General features: G+C 63.2%; 13 protein-coding genes and 1 riboswitch. Of the genes, 8 read left to right on the top strand and 5 right to left on the bottom strand.

What is annotated here, in order from left to right; translation table 11 throughout:
- The gene (locus BN1136_RS00840; protein WP_043763669.1) at window positions 1–1,785 is read right to left on the bottom strand and encodes a diguanylate cyclase domain-containing protein; all 1,785 of its coding nucleotides are present in this window, start codon (window positions 1,783–1,785) and stop codon (window positions 1–3) included.
- Between the two features lie 209 nt (window positions 1,786–1,994).
- On the opposite strand from BN1136_RS00840, the gene ftnA reads away from it, so the two are divergent.
- Window positions 1,995–2,519: a non-heme ferritin gene (ftnA, locus tag BN1136_RS00835; RefSeq protein ID WP_043763665.1), complete on the top strand. Its 525-nt coding sequence runs from the start codon at window positions 1,995–1,997 to the stop codon at window positions 2,517–2,519.
- Between the two features lie 82 nt (window positions 2,520–2,601).
- Window positions 2,602–3,786 carry a BaiN/RdsA family NAD(P)/FAD-dependent oxidoreductase gene (locus BN1136_RS00830; RefSeq protein ID WP_197068407.1) on the top strand — a complete coding sequence of 395 codons (1,185 nt, stop codon included), beginning with the start codon at window positions 2,602–2,604 and terminating at the stop codon, window positions 3,784–3,786.
- A 187-nt stretch (window positions 3,787–3,973) separates the two neighbouring features.
- Here BN1136_RS00830 and BN1136_RS00825 read toward each other — a convergent pair whose 3' ends face one another.
- Window positions 3,974–5,194 (bottom strand): MFS transporter, encoded by a 1,221-nt coding sequence (locus BN1136_RS00825; protein WP_043763663.1) that lies wholly within the window; start codon window positions 5,192–5,194, stop codon window positions 3,974–3,976.
- A gap of 221 nt (window positions 5,195–5,415) precedes the next feature.
- Here BN1136_RS00825 and leuE point away from each other — a divergent pair, with 221 nt between their 5' ends.
- The 4 genes from leuE (at window position 5,416) to BN1136_RS00805 (ending at window position 9,959) form a co-directional block, all read left to right on the top strand.
- Window positions 5,416–6,051, top strand: coding sequence for a leucine efflux protein LeuE (gene leuE, locus BN1136_RS00820; protein WP_043763660.1), 636 nt, complete (start codon window positions 5,416–5,418; stop codon window positions 6,049–6,051).
- 150 nt (window positions 6,052–6,201) lie between these two features.
- Window positions 6,202–7,875: a sensor histidine kinase gene (locus BN1136_RS00815; protein WP_043763658.1), complete on the top strand. Its 1,674-nt coding sequence runs from the start codon at window positions 6,202–6,204 to the stop codon at window positions 7,873–7,875.
- 46 nt (window positions 7,876–7,921) lie between these two features.
- Window positions 7,922–8,653 carry a LytR/AlgR family response regulator transcription factor gene (locus BN1136_RS00810; RefSeq protein WP_043763655.1) on the top strand — a complete coding sequence of 244 codons (732 nt, stop codon included), beginning with the start codon at window positions 7,922–7,924 and terminating at the stop codon, window positions 8,651–8,653.
- Window positions 8,654–8,762: 109 nt separating this feature from the next.
- Window positions 8,763–9,959 (top strand): L-lactate MFS transporter, encoded by a 1,197-nt coding sequence (locus BN1136_RS00805; RefSeq protein ID WP_043763653.1) that lies wholly within the window; start codon window positions 8,763–8,765, stop codon window positions 9,957–9,959.
- Window positions 9,960–10,032: 73 nt separating this feature from the next.
- Here the strand turns inward: BN1136_RS00805 and BN1136_RS00800 are convergent, their stop codons facing one another.
- Entirely contained in the window at window positions 10,033–11,157 is a 1,125-nt protein-coding gene (locus BN1136_RS00800) for a 5-(carboxyamino)imidazole ribonucleotide synthase (RefSeq protein WP_043763651.1), read from the bottom strand.
- Entirely contained in the window at window positions 11,154–11,663 is a 510-nt protein-coding gene (gene purE, locus BN1136_RS00795) for a 5-(carboxyamino)imidazole ribonucleotide mutase (RefSeq protein ID WP_043763649.1), read from the bottom strand. The genes BN1136_RS00800 and purE overlap by 4 nt, the downstream gene beginning before the upstream one ends.
- Window positions 11,664–11,870: 207 nt before the next feature.
- Window positions 11,871–12,048, top strand: a riboswitch (cobalamin riboswitch).
- A gap of 52 nt (window positions 12,049–12,100) precedes the next feature.
- Here purE and BN1136_RS00790 point away from each other — a divergent pair.
- On the top strand, window positions 12,101–13,939 hold the full coding sequence (locus BN1136_RS00790; protein WP_043763647.1) for a TonB-dependent receptor domain-containing protein: 1,839 nt from the start codon (window positions 12,101–12,103) through the stop codon (window positions 13,937–13,939).
- 114 nt (window positions 13,940–14,053) lie between these two features.
- Window positions 14,054–14,842 (top strand): glutamate racemase, encoded by a 789-nt coding sequence (murI, locus tag BN1136_RS00785; protein ID WP_043763645.1) that lies wholly within the window; start codon window positions 14,054–14,056, stop codon window positions 14,840–14,842.
- Window positions 14,843–14,846: 4 nt separating this feature from the next.
- Here the strand turns inward: murI and BN1136_RS00780 are convergent, their stop codons facing one another.
- Window positions 14,847–15,341 carry an RNA recognition motif domain-containing protein gene (locus BN1136_RS00780; protein ID WP_043763642.1) on the bottom strand — a complete coding sequence of 165 codons (495 nt, stop codon included), beginning with the start codon at window positions 15,339–15,341 and terminating at the stop codon, window positions 14,847–14,849.
- Between the last annotated feature and the right edge of the window lie 426 nt (window positions 15,342–15,767).

Raw genomic sequence — 15,767 nt, 5'->3', positions numbered from 1 at the left:
TCAGGCGACGTTGCAGGCGAGTTCGTCCCCTTCGCCGGGGTGCTGTGCCAGGACAGTCTGATTGCGCCCCTGACGTTTCGCCTGATACATGGCCATGTCGGCCCTGTGGATGAGCTGGTCCAGGTGCTCATCCTCCGGTGAACGCTCAGCGACCCCGATGCTGACGGTCATGTGCGGGGCGGCAAGGTAGGCGACCCTGTGTCTCAGCTGTTCGGCGAGCTGCCAGCAGCTGGCTCCGTCCAGGGTCATGGCCACCAGAAACTCCTCTCCCCCCAGGCGCCCGAGCTGTTGCTGATCGGGCGCCCAGCTCTTGAGCTCCCTGGCCAGCTGGCGAATGGCCTCATCACCGGCCTGGTGACCGTGCCTGTCGTTGATCTGCTTGAAGTGATCGATGTCGATGATGATCAGGGTCAGGGGGCCCCCCTGCTGCCACTGCTGCGCCAGCCGCTCCAGCAGGGCGCGCCGGTTGGGCAACCCGGTCAGCTGGTCGAAGGTGGCGAGCGTGTAGAGATGGCGCGAGTTGCGGTGCAGCCTGCGGGTAGTGAGACCGAGCAGGATCAGGGCACCGGCCAGCAGCACCAGCAACAGCAGCTGGTAGTTGCGGGCGCTCTGTTGATAGAGCAGCTGCCGGCGCTTGTTCTCGTTCTCCAGTTGCAGTGCTCGGTTGATGGCCTCGCTGCGGGCCAGGTCCCGCTCGACCTGGAAGGCGGCGGCATGCTGGCTCAGGGTCTGGTTGAAGTGCTGCTTGTAGCTTTGCATGTAGCGGGCCATGGCGCCATAGGCCTCGGGGTAGCGCCCCAGATCGGCCAGCAGCCTGGCCTGCATCGCCCGGCCATTCATGGAGAGAGGGCCGGACTGGGCCATCAGCAGTTGCAGGGCGAGCAGCTTCTCGCCACGTCCCATCAGGGTTTTCGCCCTGATCTCGGCGAGGCGTGAGGCGGCCTGCGGGGTGCCGAGCCCGTCGTAGATGGCCTGTGCCTCCTCCAGGCTCAGCCAGGCGGCCCGCCACTCCCCTTGCGCGTTGAACACCATGGCCTGGTAGCCAAGCACGATGGCGCGGTAGCGGGGAGAGAGCCCCGGGGTGGCGAGCAGGGTATCGAGCAGCTGGTTCGCCCTGGCAGGGTGCGCCATGTCGATATAGAGCCTGGCCATGTTGGCCCGGATGATGGCCTGGCTGTTGGGGTCGTTGAGCCCCGTCATCTGCTCGAGGGCATCCTGATAGTAACGCTCGGCCTCCCGGTGGAGGCTGAGATCGGCGTAGAGGTTGCCGAGGGTCATCAGCAGGCGACCGCACTGCAGGGTAGAGAGCAGGGTGACGGGCTCCTGCTGTTTCTGCTGGAGAGCGGTCTTGAGTTCGAGGATCGCCTCCTTCATCTGCTGGGCACGGTAGAAGGCGAGGCCGTTGAGGGCGTGCCATTCCGATGCCTGCGCCGGGTGATCCCTGACTGCGGGCCAGAGCTGGGTCAGCAGGTCGAGGGCGCGCTCCGGCGTCTCCGCCTCCAGGGTCAGGGCGATCTGTTGCAGGCGGAAGTCGAGCAGGCGCAGGGATGCTTGCCGGGCGCTGGCCAGCCCGCGGGCACGGGCATTGTCGAGCAGGGCCTGGGGGTAGCGTCCCAGCGCGGCCTGGGCCAGGGCTCTGGCGTAAAACAGCTCCATGTCCTGCTGCGGGCTGGCATCGAGGCGCTGCAGATAGCCGACGGGATCCCGCGCCGCCTGCAGTTCAGCCTCGTCGAGCAAGGAGGGAGCGGCCTGCAGCTGGGTTATCCAGAGCAGCGCCAGTGCCATTATGAATCTCATTGAATCCTTTCCCTGACCACTGGCGCCATCATAATGGCTGACGTTACCTACACCATGTTTCTTTGCTTCTCTATAGCCGTATGGGGGTCAGGATGAGGTGAAAAGCCGCCCCGACTGCGCGGTTCGACGACGGTATCTGGTTGCGTCTGGCCGCAACAGTGGCGACAATCGTGGGCAAATCACAGTGGAGAATCATCATGTTGGCCAAAGCCATGATCGAGAAGTTGAACGAGCAGATTAATCTGGAATTCTATTCTTCCAACCTCTACCTGCAGATGAGTGCCTGGTGCGAGGACAAGGGCTTCGAGGGTGCCGCCACCTTCCTGCGCCAGCACGCGGTGGAAGAGCGCCAGCACATGGAGCGCCTGTTCACCTACGTGAGCGAGACCGGTGCCATGCCGGTGCTGGGGGCGATCGAGGCACCTCCCCACGAGTTCCAGTCCCTGGGGGAGATCTTCCGCACCACCCTGGAGCACGAGTACCACATCACCAAGTGCATCAACGGCCTGGCCCACGTCGCCTTCACCACCCAGGACTACTCCACTTTCAACTTCCTGCAGTGGTACGTGGCCGAGCAGCACGAAGAGGAGAAGCTGTTCAAGAGCATCGTCGACCGCCTGAGCCTGGTGGGCGAGGATGGCAAGGGTCTCTACTTCATCGACAAGGAGCTGGCCGAACTGGCCAAGGGCGCCCCTGCCAGCATCATGGACGGCAACGCCTGATAGTCGTGGACACTTAGTGTTCAGCCAGTACAATGACGGCCCCTTGCAAAGGGGCCGTTTTTCTTTTGATGGGTGAGTGATGATGAAGCAGTTTGATGTGGTGGTGATCGGTGCCGGAGCGGCCGGGTTGATGTGTGCGGCCCAGGCGGGCTACCGGGGCCGTTCCGTGCTGGTGCTGGACAACGCCAAGAAGCCGGGCCGCAAGATCCTCATCAGCGGCGGTGGCCGCTGCAACTTCACCAACCATCAGGCCGGGCCCCATGCCTTCCTCTCGGCGAATCCCCACTTCTGCAAGTCGGCGCTGGCGCGCTACACCCAGCAGGACTTCATCGATCTGGTGGACAGGCACGGCCTGAACTATCACGAGAAGACGCTGGGCCAGCTGTTCTGCGACGAGAGCGCCAAGGAGATCGTCGACATTCTGCTGACCGAGTGCGACTGGGCCAGCGTGACCCTGCAGTTCCAGACCGAGATCCTCTCCGTCAGCAAGGGCGATGAGGGCTTCGTGCTCGACACCAGCAAGGGGGGGATCGCCTGCCACTCCCTGGTGGTGGCCACCGGCGGCCTCTCCATGCCGAAACTCGGCGCCACCCCCTACGGCTTCAAGCTGGCGGAGCAGTTCGGCCTCAATGTGCTGCCCACCCGCGCCGGCCTCGTGCCCTTCACCCTGCATCAGGCCGACAAGGAGGCCTTCGCGGATCTGGCCGGGGTCAGCCTGCCGGTGGCGGTGACCGCCGAGGACGGCACCCGCTTCAAGGAGGCCATGCTGTTCACCCATCGCGGCCTCTCCGGCCCCGCCATCCTGCAGATCTCCTCCTTCTGGCTGGCGGGGGAGAAAATCCACATCAACCTGCTGCCGGAGCTGGACATCCCGGCGGCCCTCAGGGAGTGGGTCCAGGCCCATCCGGCCCAGGAGCTCAAGACCGTGCTGGGGCGCGAGCTGCCCAAGCGCTTCGTCGACAAGCTGGTGGAGCTGGGCCTGCTGATTAACAAGCCGATGCGCCAGTACAACGAGCGGGAGCTGGAGGCGGTCGCCACCCTGCTGGGGGATTGGCAGATCCTGCCGAACGGCACCGAGGGGTATCGCACCGCCGAGGTGACCCTGGGTGGGGTGGACACCCACGAGCTCTCCTCCAAGACCATGGAGGCGCGCAAGGTGGCTGGTCTCTACTTCATCGGCGAGGTGGTGGACGTGACCGGCTGGCTCGGCGGCTACAACTTCCAGTGGGCCTGGTCCTCCGGTTGGGTAGCCGGCCAGTACTGCTGATGGAGGTTGCCCCTGTCCGATGAGCGGGCTCGGCAGTGACAACGTCCAGTGGGGCTTTAGTCCCGGCGGGCTGGGGGCCAGTATTGCTGAGGTCCCCTCGTGCTCATCCACTTCAGACGCGGCCTGCTCAGGCCGCGTTTTTTATGGTTGGTCGCCCCGACCGTCGATGCGGGCTGTCGCTTTGTCCCTAGTCCTTTCTGAGGTTGGGCAGGCAGGCGGTCAGCAGGCCGATGAGGGGCAGGTAGGCGCAGACCTGGTACACGGTTTCGATGCTGGTGGCATCCGCCAGCTGGCCCAGCAGGGCGGCGCCTATGCCCCCCATGCCGAAGGCGAAGCCGAAGAAGAGGCCGGAGATGGTGCCGACCTTGCCGGGGACCAGATCCTGGGCGTAGACCAGGATGGCGGAGAAGGCCGACGCCAGGATCAGGCCGATGATGACCGAGAGCACCGAGGTCCAGAACAGATCGGCATGGGGCAGCAGCAGGGTGAAGGGGGCGACGCCGAGGATGGAGATCCAGATCACCCGCTTGCGGCCGATGCGGTCGCCGATCGGCCCGCCGAGCACGGTACCCGCCGCGACGGCAAACAGGAAGGCGAACAGATGGAGCTGGGCGCTGTCCAGGGAGAGGCTGAACTTGTCCATCAGGTAGAAGGTGTAATAGCTGCTCAGGCTGGCCATGTAGAAGAACTTGGAGAACATCAGCAGGCCCAGGATGGCCAGCGACCAGCCGATCTGGCGGCGGCTCAGGCCGTTGCCGGCATGGGCCTTCATCCGACGATGGAAGCTGGCGCCGTGATGGCTGGACCAGCGTCCGACGAAGCTGAGCACGATGACGCCGACCAGGGCGAACAGGGAGAACCAGGCCGCGCTGCCCTGGCCCTGGGGCACTATGATGAGCGCGGCGAGCAGGGGTCCGATGGCCGAACCCAGGTTGCCGCCGATCTGGAACAGGGACTGGGCCAGGCCGGGCTGGTTGCCCGCCGCCATGCGGGCGACCCGGGAGGATTCCGGGTGGAAGACGGAGGAGCCCATGCCGATCAGCATGGCCGACAGCAGCACGGCACCGAAGCTGTCCGCCTGGGAGAGGGAGAGCAATCCCACCAGGGTGAACCCCATGCCAAGCGGCAGGGAGTAGGGCATGGGCCTGCGGTCGGTGTAGAGGCCGATCAGGGGTTGCAGCAGGGAGCCCGTGAACTGGTAGGTGAGGGTAATGAGCCCTATCTGGGTGAACGACAGGTCGAGGCCGAGCTTGAGCAGCGGGTAGATGGCCAGCAGCACCGACTGCATCATGTCGTTCAACAGGTGCGAGAAGCTGATGGCGGCGATCACCGGATAAGCGGTGGTATTCGGGTTATCCACCGCAGACGGGGCGGTGATCGGAGTGTCGGTACTCAAGGTCTTGTCCATGGCTGGGGTATCTGTGACGGCATGCTCCCTCTACCATGCCCTATCCCGGCGCATCTGGACATAACCAAAGTGGGCGAACACCGAGCTGATCTTGAGCGGCGTTCAGGCCGTTCATCCTGAAAGTGTGTAGATGGCTGGTCAGATCTTGTGCTTGGCGCGGGGCGGATTAGTATAGAAAGCCTGCCGCCGTTATCCGGCTCATCGCCCGCCATGGAGGGAACATGTTCGAAAGCCTGGGTGTCATCAACGTCTGGACCTATCTGGTGGGGCTCTTCTTCATCATCATCGCACCTGGGCCCAACTCCCTCTACGTGCTGCGTACCGGGGCGGTACGCGGCATCAGTGCCGGCTACAAGGCGGCCCTCGGCGTCTTCGTCGGGGATGCCATCCTGATCTTCTGCGCCTATCTGGGCATCGCCTCCCTCATCCGTACCACCCCATTGCTGTTTACCCTGGTGCGCTACCTCGGCGCCCTCTACCTGCTCTACCTGGGGGTGAAGATCCTCCATGCCAACTTCATCGCCAAACAGGCCGGGCAGGCGTCGGCGGTGGATCCGGGGGAGCGTTACTTCAGCAAGGCCCTGACCCTGAGCCTCACCAACCCCAAGGCCATCCTGTTCTACGTCTCCTTCTTCGTGCAGTTCATCGACTTCAGCTATGCCCACACCTGGATCTCCTACCTGGTGCTGGCGGGCATGCTGGAGGCCATGAGCTTCGTCTACCTGACCCTGCTGATCTTCGGTGGTACCCTGATGGCCCGTTTCTTTGCGCGCAAGGTGCGCCTCGCCAAGCTGGGCAATGGATTGATCGGCCTCTTCTTTATGGGGTTTGCGGCCAGGCTGGCCACCCTCTCCTGAGGACGGTTGTTCTGCCAGGCCCCGCGCACTGGCGCGGGGCTTTTTCGTTTCTGGCGCCGTGACTCGCCCTCTCTCCTTGATCCCGGTCAGCGGCGGCCGGGCTCACAATCCCTATAGTGGGCCCCCGTTCGTCGCGCCCCGGAGGTATGCATGCTCGAGAATCAGATGATGTTGTTGGCGGTGTTCGAGCGGGCGGCCCTGATGCTGATGACGCTCTTCCTGCTGACCCGCACCCGGCCCTTCCAGCGCCTGTTCCAGAAGCGGGACCACACCCCGGCCGAGCTGGTGCTGGTGGCCAGCATCTTCTGCCTGTTCGCGGTGTTCAGCACCTACACCGGCATTCCGGTGGAGGGGGCGCTGATCAACGTGCGGATCATCGCCATCATCTCCGGCGGCATCCTGTTCGGCCCCTGGGTCGGCATTCCGGCCGGGGTCATCTCCGGCCTGCACCGCTACCTCATCGACATGGATGGTCACACGTCTATCCCGTGTCTCATCGCCAGCATCATCGCCGGCCTGCTCGCCACCTGGCTGCACCTGCGCTGCCGCAAGTCGCGGCTCTGGCTGTACGGCATCCTGGCGGGCATGGCCTGCGAGGGGCTGACCATGCTGCTTATCTGGCAGCTGACCGAGCCCCATGCGGTGGGGGTGGAGATCGTCAGCCACATCGCCTATCCGATGATCGCCGGGGCACTCTGCATCGGCCTCATCATCAAGCTGGTGCAGGATCTGGATGACGAGAAGGAGCTGATTGCCGCCAAGCAGGCCAAGCTGGCGCTCGACATCGCCAACAAGACGCTGCCGTTTTTCCAGAACATCGATCGCCACTCCCTCGGCCAGGTGTGCGGCATCATTCGCAGCGAGATCAGCGCCGATGCGGTGGCCATCACCGACACCCGCGACGTGCTGGCCTATGTGGGGGTGGGCAAGGGGTACTACGAGCTGGACGAGCACCACGCCATCAGCGCCATGACCCAGCGGGCCGTGCTGCTGGACCAGATCATCATCAACAACGATCTGCGCCAGTATCATCTGGCCGATTTTCACTCGGTCATCATTATTCCGCTGCGGGAGAACGGCGCCGTCAGCGGCACCCTCAAGATCTACTACCGCCGCACCCACAGCATCACCAGCTCCCTGAAGGAGATGGCGGTGGGCCTCTCCCAGCTCATCTCCACCCAGATGGAGGTGTCGCGCATCGAGCAGCTCAAGGAGATGACCCGCAAGGCGGAGTTCACCGCGCTGCAGAGCAAGATCAACCCGCACTTCCTGTTCAACGCCCTCAACGCCATCTCGTCGCTGATCCGCATTCGTCCCCAGCAGGCGCGCCAGCTCATCGCCAACCTCGCGGACTACCTGCGTTACAACCTCAACAAGGGGGATACCCTCATCGACATCCAGGAGGAGCTGCAGCAGGTGCGCGATTACGTGGCCATCGAGCAGGCCCGCTTCGGCGACAAGCTGGAGGTGGTGTTCGAGGTGGACGACGTGCACATCCAGGTGCCGAGCCTGCTGTTGCAGCCCCTGGTGGAAAACGCCATCCTGCACGGCATCCAGCCGCGCAGTGCGCCGGGTCGGGTCACCATAGAGGTGAAACAGCTGGCGGGCGGTATCCGGGTGGCGGTGCGCGACACCGGCTACGGCATCAGCCAGGCGGTGATCGACGGGGTCGCCGCCGGTCGGGTGGAGAGCCGCAGCATCGGCCTGATGAACGTGCATCAGCGGGTCAAGCTGCTCTACGGCGACGGCCTGCACCTCAAGCGGCTGGAGCCCGGCACCGAAGTCTGTTTCTATCTGCCGGATCCGGAGGTCATGCCTTGCTGATTGCCATCAATATTGAGAAGAACGCCATGACGCGAGAGGGACAGCCATGCTGAAAGCCATCATAGTGGAAGATGAATACCTCGCCCGCGAGGAGCTGGCCTTTCTGGTGGGGCAGCACAGCACCATAGAGATAGTGGCGAGCTTCGAGGACGGGCTGGAGGCGTTCAAGTACCTGCAGGATCACGAGGTGGACGTGGTGTTTCTGGATATCCAGATCCCCGCCATCGACGGCCTGCTGCTGGCCAAGAATCTGCACAAGTCCAGCCACCCGCCCCACATCGTCTTCGTCACCGCCTACAAGGAGTTTGCGGTGGAGGCGTTCGAGCTGGAGGCATTCGACTACATCCTCAAACCCTACAACGAGCCGCGCCTCATCAGCCTGCTGCAAAAGCTCGAACTGGCGGGCAAGCCGCAGACGGGGCAGGGGAGCGAGCCGGGCACGCCACACAATCGCACCGTCAATCTGGTGAAGGGGGAGCGCATCATCGTCACCCCCTGCGAACAGATTTACTACGCGGAAGCCGACGAGAAGCTGACCCATGTCTACACCCGCACGGATCGCTATGTGATGACCATGACCCTCAGCGAGTTCGTCAGCCGGCTGCCGGCGGAGGGCTTTTTCCGCTGTCATCGCTCCTACTGCGTCAATATCAACAAGATCCGCGAGATAGTGCCCTGGTTCAACAGTACCTATCTCATCCGGCTCCATGATCTGCCGTTCGAGGTGCCGGTCAGTCGCAGCAACATCAAGGCGTTCCGTCAGCTGATGCGGCTCTGATTGTCATTCATTCCCGCCGATCTGCATTTCATGCCGTAATCGGTCGGCGGGAGGGGCGTCTTGCCTATAGTGGCCTCAACTTCCTGAAGTCCACTTTCCGAGACGCATCATGACCAGAGAGATGAACCGCACCCGGTACCTGACCTTGATCGGTACCATCATCACCCAGTTCGCGCTGGGATCCGTTTACACCTGGAGCCTGTTCAACGCCCAGCTCTCCGACAAGCTGGACGAGCCGGTCAGCCAGGTCGCCTTCGCCTTCGGCCTTCTCAGCCTGTCGCTTGCGGTCGCCTCCTCCCTGGCGGGCAAGCTGCAGGATCGGTTCGGGGTGCGCAACGTCACCCTGGGGGCCGGCGTGCTGCTCGGCATCGGCTTCTTCCTCACCGCCCACGCCAGCAACCTGGCCATGCTCTACCTCTGCGCCGGCATCCTGGTGGGCTTTGCCGACGGTACCGGCTACCTGATGACCCTCTCCAACTGCGTGAAGTGGTTCCCGGAGCGCAAGGGGCTCATCTCCGCCTGCTCCATCGGCGCCTACGGCCTCGGCAGCCTGGGCTTCAAGTACATCAACCTGCTGCTGCTCTCCAGCAACGGCCTTGAGACCACCTTCCAGCTGTGGGGGCTGATCGCCATGTCCATGGTGCTGGTGGGCGGCATGCTGATGAAGGATGCGCCTAGGCAGGCCGCCTCCGTGCAGCAGAGCGAAAGCCGTGACTTCACCCTGGCCGAGGCGATGCGCAAGCCCCAGTACTGGATGCTGGCGCTGATGTTCCTCACCGCCTGCATGAGCGGTCTCTACGTCATCGGGGTGGCCAAGGACATCGGCGAGAAGATGGTGGGCCTGCCGGCCGTGGTCGCCGCCAACGCCGTCGCCATCATCGCCATGGCGAACCTGGGTGGCCGGCTGGTGCTGGGTATCCTCTCCGACAAGATGTCCCGCATCCGGGTCATCACCATCGCCCAGCTGATTACGCTCTGTGGTATGGGATTGCTGCTGTTCGTGCCGCTCAACGCCAACCTGTTCTTCGTGGCAGTGGCCTGTGTGGCGTTCAGCTTCGGCGGTACCATCACCGTCTACCCCTCGCTGGTGAGCGACTTCTTCGGTCTCAACAACCTGACCAAGAACTACGGCGTCATCTATCTGGGATTTGGCCTGGGCAGCATCATCGGCTCCATCGTCGCCTCCCTGTTCGGCGGCTTCATGGCGACATTCAACCTCATTCTGGTGTTGCTGGTGGTGGCCCTGGTGCTCTCCCTCACCATCCGCCTGCCGGCTCCTGTCGCGGTCTCTGCCGAACGGGCCTGACTCTTCGCTTGAAGGCTGCACCATAAAAAAGACCCGTGCCTTGGCCCGGGTCTTTTCGTTGGGACGGCGGCGCTTAGCGCGGCGGCAGGCCCAGCAGGGCACGCAGCTGGTGCGCGGTGGCCTCGACCGTCGGCCAGTCGCGGCCGGTGACGGTGACGTGGCCCATCTTGCGGCCGGGGCGGGCCTCGCCCTTGCCGTAGAGGTGCAGGTGCACCCCGGGCAGGGCCAGGGCGCCGGCCCAGTCCGGCGTGCCGTCTTGCCACAGATCCCCGAGCAGGTTCAGCAGGATGGCGGGCTGAACGTCAGCCTGCGCCGGCAGCGGCAGATCGCACAGAGCGCGCACCTGCAGCTCGAACTGGCTGCAGCCGGCGTTGTCGATGCTGGGATGACCCGAATTGTGGGGGCGCGGCGCCATCTCGTTGACCAGCAGTTGGCCGCCGACCAGGAAGAACTCCACCGTCAGCACGCCCACGTAGTCGAGGGCGGCGATGATGTGCTCGGCGATGCGTTGGGCCTCGGCCTCCAGGGCGGGCACGTTGGCCGGGGAGCGGGTCTGATCCAGGATGCCGCCGCTGTGCCAGTTCTGCACCAGGGGTAGAGCGCTGATGGCACCGCTCGGGCTGCGCGCCAGGGTCAGGGCAAACTCCCCTTCCAGCGGCAGGCGCTTCTCCAGCACGCAGGGCACGCCGCTGGCGGCCAGGGCTGCCGGCAGTTCGCTGGCCTGGTGGATGGTCCACTGCCCCTTGCCGTCGTACCCCTCGCGGGCGGTCTTGAGGATGGCGGGGAAGAGGTCGTCCGACAGGGCCGGCAGCGGCTCGTGGGGCAGCAGGGTCAGGTTCGGCGCGACGGGTACGCCGGCGCGGGTCAGGAAGGCCTTCTCTTCCCGGCGATCCTGGCAGACGCGCACCGCGCTCGCGGCCGGGCGCACCGGCTTGTGCTGCTCCAGGAGGGCCAGGGAGGCCGCCGGCACGTTCTCGAATTCGCAGGTGATGGCGTCGCAGCGACGGGCCAGTTCGGCCAGGGCCTCGGCGTCGTCATAGGCGGCCACGATCTGGCCATCGGCGGCGGCACCGGCGATGCTGGCGGGATCCGGATCCAGCACGATGACCTGATAGCCGAGGCGGTGGGCGGACATCACGAAGTAGCGGCCGAGCTGGCCGCCGCCGAGCATGCCGAGGGTGGCGGGGGGCAGTATCATGCCGGGTCCTCCAGCTCCAGGGCCAGCACCCGGTCGCGCTCCTTGGCGCGGAAGCCGTCGAGCTGCTGGTGGTAGCGGGGGGCGTCACCGTCCTGGGCGACGGAGAGCAGGGAGACCGCGAACAGGCCGGCGTTGGCGGCACCCGCCTCGCCGATGGCGAAGGTGGCGACCGGTACGCCCTTGGGCATCTGCACGATGGAGAGCAGGGAGTCCATCCCCTTGAGCTGGCGGGTCGGGATGGGCACGCCCAGCACCGGAATGGTGGTCTTGGCGGCCAGCATGCCCGGCAGGTGGGCGGCACCGCCGGCGCCGGCGATGATGGCGCGCAGGCCGCGCTCACGGGCGCTGGCGGCATATTCAAACAGGAGATCCGGGGTGCGATGGGCGGATACGACGCGCGCTTCATAGGGCACACCGTGCTCCTTGAGGATGCGGGCGGCGGCCTGCATCACGGGCCAGTCAGAGTCGGAGCCCATTACCAGGCCGATCATAGGGGGGGTCGTCATTACGGCTTCCTCGGATGTCAAACGTTTGCCGCATGTTACCAAAAAGCCGTGGGATCTGGCTCAACATTTCTTGTGTCAGCCCTTCCTGATGGTCATCGGTGGGTGCCACGACGGAGGAGGGGGATGGCGGTTGTGCCACTCGGCACCCTCAATCGGGAAAAAACGATGCCGGCAATCCAGATGGCTATACATCCAATCCGGCTCTGCCTATAATCCCCCCGCTTTGGCGCATCATGCTTAAAAGGGAATCCGGTGAAAATCCGGAGCTGGCGCGCAGCGGTAAGGGGGAACGAAGCGACATCAGGGCACTGCCATTGGGTGGGAAGCCGTCGCCGTAGGTCATCCGCCCCCAAGCCCGAAGACCTGCCAAAGTTCGTATTTCGGGCCGAGAGAAACCGGCCACGAAGTAGATGCTTACGCGAACTTAAGGATCTCTCATGTCCAAGACATTATTGGCGGCTGCCCTGTTGCCAACGGCGGCTTTTGCCCAACAGATGACCATCCCCGTCAACCCCACCATGGTCGTGACCGCCAACCGGGTGGAACAACCTGCCAGCACCGTGCTCGCCCCCATCATGGTGATAGAGCGCGCCGAGATCGAGGCTCGCCAGGTGCAGAGCCTGCCGGATCTGTTGAAGACCCTGCCAGGGGTACAGATCACGACACTGGGTGGTCGCGGTCATGTCAGCAGTCTGTTTATCCGTGGCACCAACTCCAACCACTCCCTGGTGCTGATGAATGGTCGTCCCGTTGCCGCCATGGTGGCCGGCACACCGGATCTGAGCCAGATCCCCCTCGACAATATCGAGCGCATCGAATACATCCGCGGTCCCCGCGCCGCCGTCTATGGTGCCAATGCCATCGGTGGCGTCATCAACCTCATCTCCAAGACCTCGGCCAAGAACGGCAGCGAAACCCACCTGAAGGGCGGCGTGGGCAGCCATGGCTACGGCCAGGGGCAGGTGCGTACAGTGCAGGCCTTGGGCGAGCAGACCGACATGAACCTGCTGGTGGGCTATGAGCGCACCGATGGCTTCGATGTGGTCGCCGGTGCCCAGCAGCCGGATAGGGACGGTTTTGACAGCCTGAACGGCCAGTTCGGACTGAACCACGCGTTCAACGACGCCTGGAGCGCCGATTTCAACGCCCAGGGCTATGACAACCAGACCGAGATGGACGACCCCTATATGTCGGCGGATCAGAGCCGGGTGCAGGCCTTCCAGTACGACGGTGGCCTCAAGTACCAGAGCGGCGCCCTGAGCAGCCGGCTGGAAGCCAGCTATGGCGAGAACAAGCTGAAGAGCTGGTGGGAGAGCAATGGGGAGTCCAGTGCCGAGCCCATCCACACCGGTCTGACCCGTTTCTCCTGGATCAACAACTGGAACGGTGTGGAAGGCTTGTCCCTGACCGGTGGTGCCGACTGGCAGCAGGAACAGATGAAGTCCGATTCCCGCAGTTATGGTCAGTCGTTCAATGCGCCGGATCGCGACAACACGGGCCTGTTCGCCGTGGCGAGCTACCGCTGGCAGGCGCTGCTGGGTGAGTTGTCCGGTCGTACCGATGACAACGATCAATATGGCCGCAACAATACCTGGTCTGCGGCGGCCGGGCTGGACATCAATGAGAACCACAACATCCGGTTGAGTTATGGTACGGCCTTCAAGGCACCAACCTTCCTCGACCTCTATTACCCAGGTTATGAAAACCCGGATCTGAAGCCGGAAGAGAGCAAGAATCTGGAGCTGGACTTCTCTGGCCGTTACACCGCCTGGGACTGGTCAGTGAACCTCTATCACAACGAGATCGAGAACCTGATCTCCTGCCAGAGCGCATTCTCCACCTGCAAGCCGGGTAACACGGATGCCGAGATCCGGGGTGTGGAAGTGGCCCTTGGGCTGGAAACCGGCCCGCTTCATCACGATCTGAGCTTCGATTACACCAAGACCGAAGACAAGAACGAGGGGGACCAGCAGTTGCTGCGCCGTGCCAAGCAGAAGGCGAGCTGGTTGACCCAGGCGCAGCTGGGCCCGGTCGATCTGTCTACCGAGTTGCTCTACGTGGGCAAACGGGATGACAAGAACTTCAGCAGCTTCCCGGCTGAGCGAGTGGTGCTGGGCTCCTACACCCTGGTCAATCTGGGGGCCAGCTACGAAGTGCTGCCACAGCTGACCCTGGGGGGACGCATCGACAACCTGTTCGACCGCGACTATGTGCCTGCCTATGGCTATGCGTCGGCAGGGACAGAGTTCAAGCTGACCGCCGATTACCGTCTCTGATCCCGCCTCTGCTTATATAGAGAGGAAAAAGCGAGGCCCCGCCATGTGCGGGGCCTTTTCTATTGGCGGCAGGGGGGAGTATGATCGCCGCCTCGCATCCAAGGGGGAGTTCAGGTGGCCAATATTCTCGTGTTCGACTCCGGTATGGGCGGCTTGACCGTCTATGGGGAGATCCGTCGCGCCCTGCCGGCACACAACTATTTCTACTGCTTCGACAATGCCCACTTCCCTTACGGCGAGCTGAGCGAGTCGGAACTGATCACCGTGTGTACCCGCCTGGTCAGCCGCATGGTGGCCGAACATGCCATCGATCTGGTGGTGATCGCCTGCAACACCGCCAGCACCATCGCCTTGCCATCCCTGCGCACCGAGTTGAACATCCCTGTGGTGGGGGTAGTGCCCGCCATTAAACCCGCCGCCGCCCTGACCCGCAATGGCTGCATCGGCCTGCTGGCGACTCCGGGTACCGTCAGCCGTGAATATACCCACGAACTCATCGCCCAGTTTGCGCCGGGCAAGCGGGTGCTGCTCAAGGGTGCCACCGAGCTGGTGATCGAGGCAGAGCGCAAGCTGGCGGGGCTGCCGGTCAATATGGCTCTGCTGAGAGAGGTGTTGGCGGACTGGATGGAAGGGGAAATCAGGCCGGATACCCTGGTGCTGGGATGCACCCACTTCCCGTTGCTGAACGAAGAGATCCGGCAACTGATGCCGGAGTGTGAGCTGGTCGACTCGGGGTGTGCCGTCGCACGGCGGGTGGCCCATCTGCTGGCGGCGTTTCCATCCTCTCACGAGGGGGAAGGGGTAGGGCGGGCGTACTGCAGTCGGCTGGATGCCCAGACCCAGAAACTGACAGCCCCCTTGCAGGCATGGGGGCTGTCATCACTGGAAGAAGTGTCGGATTGAACGCTCAGGCGTCGACGTCGTTCCCTTCCTTTTCGTCCCTGTCTCGCTTGTCATTCGCCTCACGTACCTTGAGGGTGCGCTGCTGATACTCCTTGTCATTGAGAGCGGTGATTGCCCTGGCCGCGTCGGCGACAGGCATCTCCACAAACCCGAAGCCCCTGCGCTTGCCGGTGGCCTTGTCCTTCATCAGGCGAACGGAGATCACCTGGCCCTGTTCTGCAAAGAGCTCGCGCACGGCAATCTCGTTGGCGCGATAAGGCAGATTGCCTACATATAAGGTGCAGGTCTCCTGGCTGGTCGCCTGTTGTTCTGGCGTCGCAGCAGGAGCGCGGTTAAGGAACAGCGGTACCACGAAACCGCCGATGGCCAGACCCACGGCAAAGATCACTTCGGCTTTTAGAGAAAATTGCAGTGCCTGGGCAACCAGATAGCCGAGCAGCGCCAGTACCAGAGCAAGAACGGCGGCCTGCACATAAACGGGAAACTTGGATAAATTCATCTTTAAAGACCTTTTGTAAATGAAAGCAAAAAAGGTGCAACACTCTATTCACCTCCATGGTAACCAGCTTTACGACCAGACGCTACCATGGACCACTTGAGGCATATTATCCGCTTCAGTATGGCATCCCTTCGGCAAGGAAGATCCGATTAAATGCCAATAAAACAGGGCTGAAATCATCAGCTTGTGGATAACATTGTATATATACACTGGGTAAGCTGTTTCTAACTGGATAATTTGAAGTTTCCGTGACTTTCTTCAAAAAATGCCTTGTCATCGCGGCGGGGCTCCCTATAATGCGCCCCTACCAGCACGGCGGTCCACGCCGAACTGATGAGCCAGCTTACTTGTAAAGCCGGCGCCGAAAGAAAAGCGAAAACAAGCGCTTGACTTTCGCAGTGAGGAAGGTATTATACGCCACCTCAG

Origin of the sequence: Aeromonas taiwanensis (assembly GCF_000820165.1) — a bacterium.
Taxonomy (GTDB): Bacteria; Pseudomonadota; Gammaproteobacteria; order Enterobacterales; family Aeromonadaceae; genus Aeromonas; species Aeromonas taiwanensis.
This window is presented reverse-complemented; position numbering and strand designations above follow the sequence as displayed.

What these genes read in the sequence shown, in the direction of transcription:
- BN1136_RS00840 (WP_043763669.1), bottom strand. Translation starts at nt 1,785, where the DNA reads ATGGCACTGGCGCTGCTCTGGATAACCCAGCTGCAGGCCGCTCCCTCC.
- ftnA (WP_043763665.1), top strand. Translation starts at nt 1,995, where the DNA reads ATGTTGGCCAAAGCCATGATCGAGAAGTTGAACGAGCAGATTAATCTG.
- BN1136_RS00830 (WP_197068407.1), top strand. Translation starts at nt 2,602, where the DNA reads ATGAAGCAGTTTGATGTGGTGGTGATCGGTGCCGGAGCGGCCGGGTTG.
- BN1136_RS00825 (WP_043763663.1), bottom strand. Translation starts at nt 5,194, where the DNA reads ATGGACAAGACCTTGAGTACCGACACTCCGATCACCGCCCCGTCTGCG.
- leuE (WP_043763660.1), top strand. Translation starts at nt 5,416, where the DNA reads ATGTTCGAAAGCCTGGGTGTCATCAACGTCTGGACCTATCTGGTGGGG.
- BN1136_RS00815 (WP_043763658.1), top strand. Translation starts at nt 6,202, where the DNA reads ATGCTCGAGAATCAGATGATGTTGTTGGCGGTGTTCGAGCGGGCGGCC.
- BN1136_RS00810 (WP_043763655.1), top strand. Translation starts at nt 7,922, where the DNA reads ATGCTGAAAGCCATCATAGTGGAAGATGAATACCTCGCCCGCGAGGAG.
- BN1136_RS00805 (WP_043763653.1), top strand. Translation starts at nt 8,763, where the DNA reads ATGACCAGAGAGATGAACCGCACCCGGTACCTGACCTTGATCGGTACC.
- BN1136_RS00800 (WP_043763651.1), bottom strand. Translation starts at nt 11,157, where the DNA reads ATGATACTGCCCCCCGCCACCCTCGGCATGCTCGGCGGCGGCCAGCTC.
- purE (WP_043763649.1), bottom strand. Translation starts at nt 11,663, where the DNA reads ATGACGACCCCCCCTATGATCGGCCTGGTAATGGGCTCCGACTCTGAC.
- BN1136_RS00790 (WP_043763647.1), top strand. Translation starts at nt 12,101, where the DNA reads ATGTCCAAGACATTATTGGCGGCTGCCCTGTTGCCAACGGCGGCTTTT.
- BN1136_RS00780 (WP_043763642.1), bottom strand. Translation starts at nt 15,341, where the DNA reads ATGAATTTATCCAAGTTTCCCGTTTATGTGCAGGCCGCCGTTCTTGCT.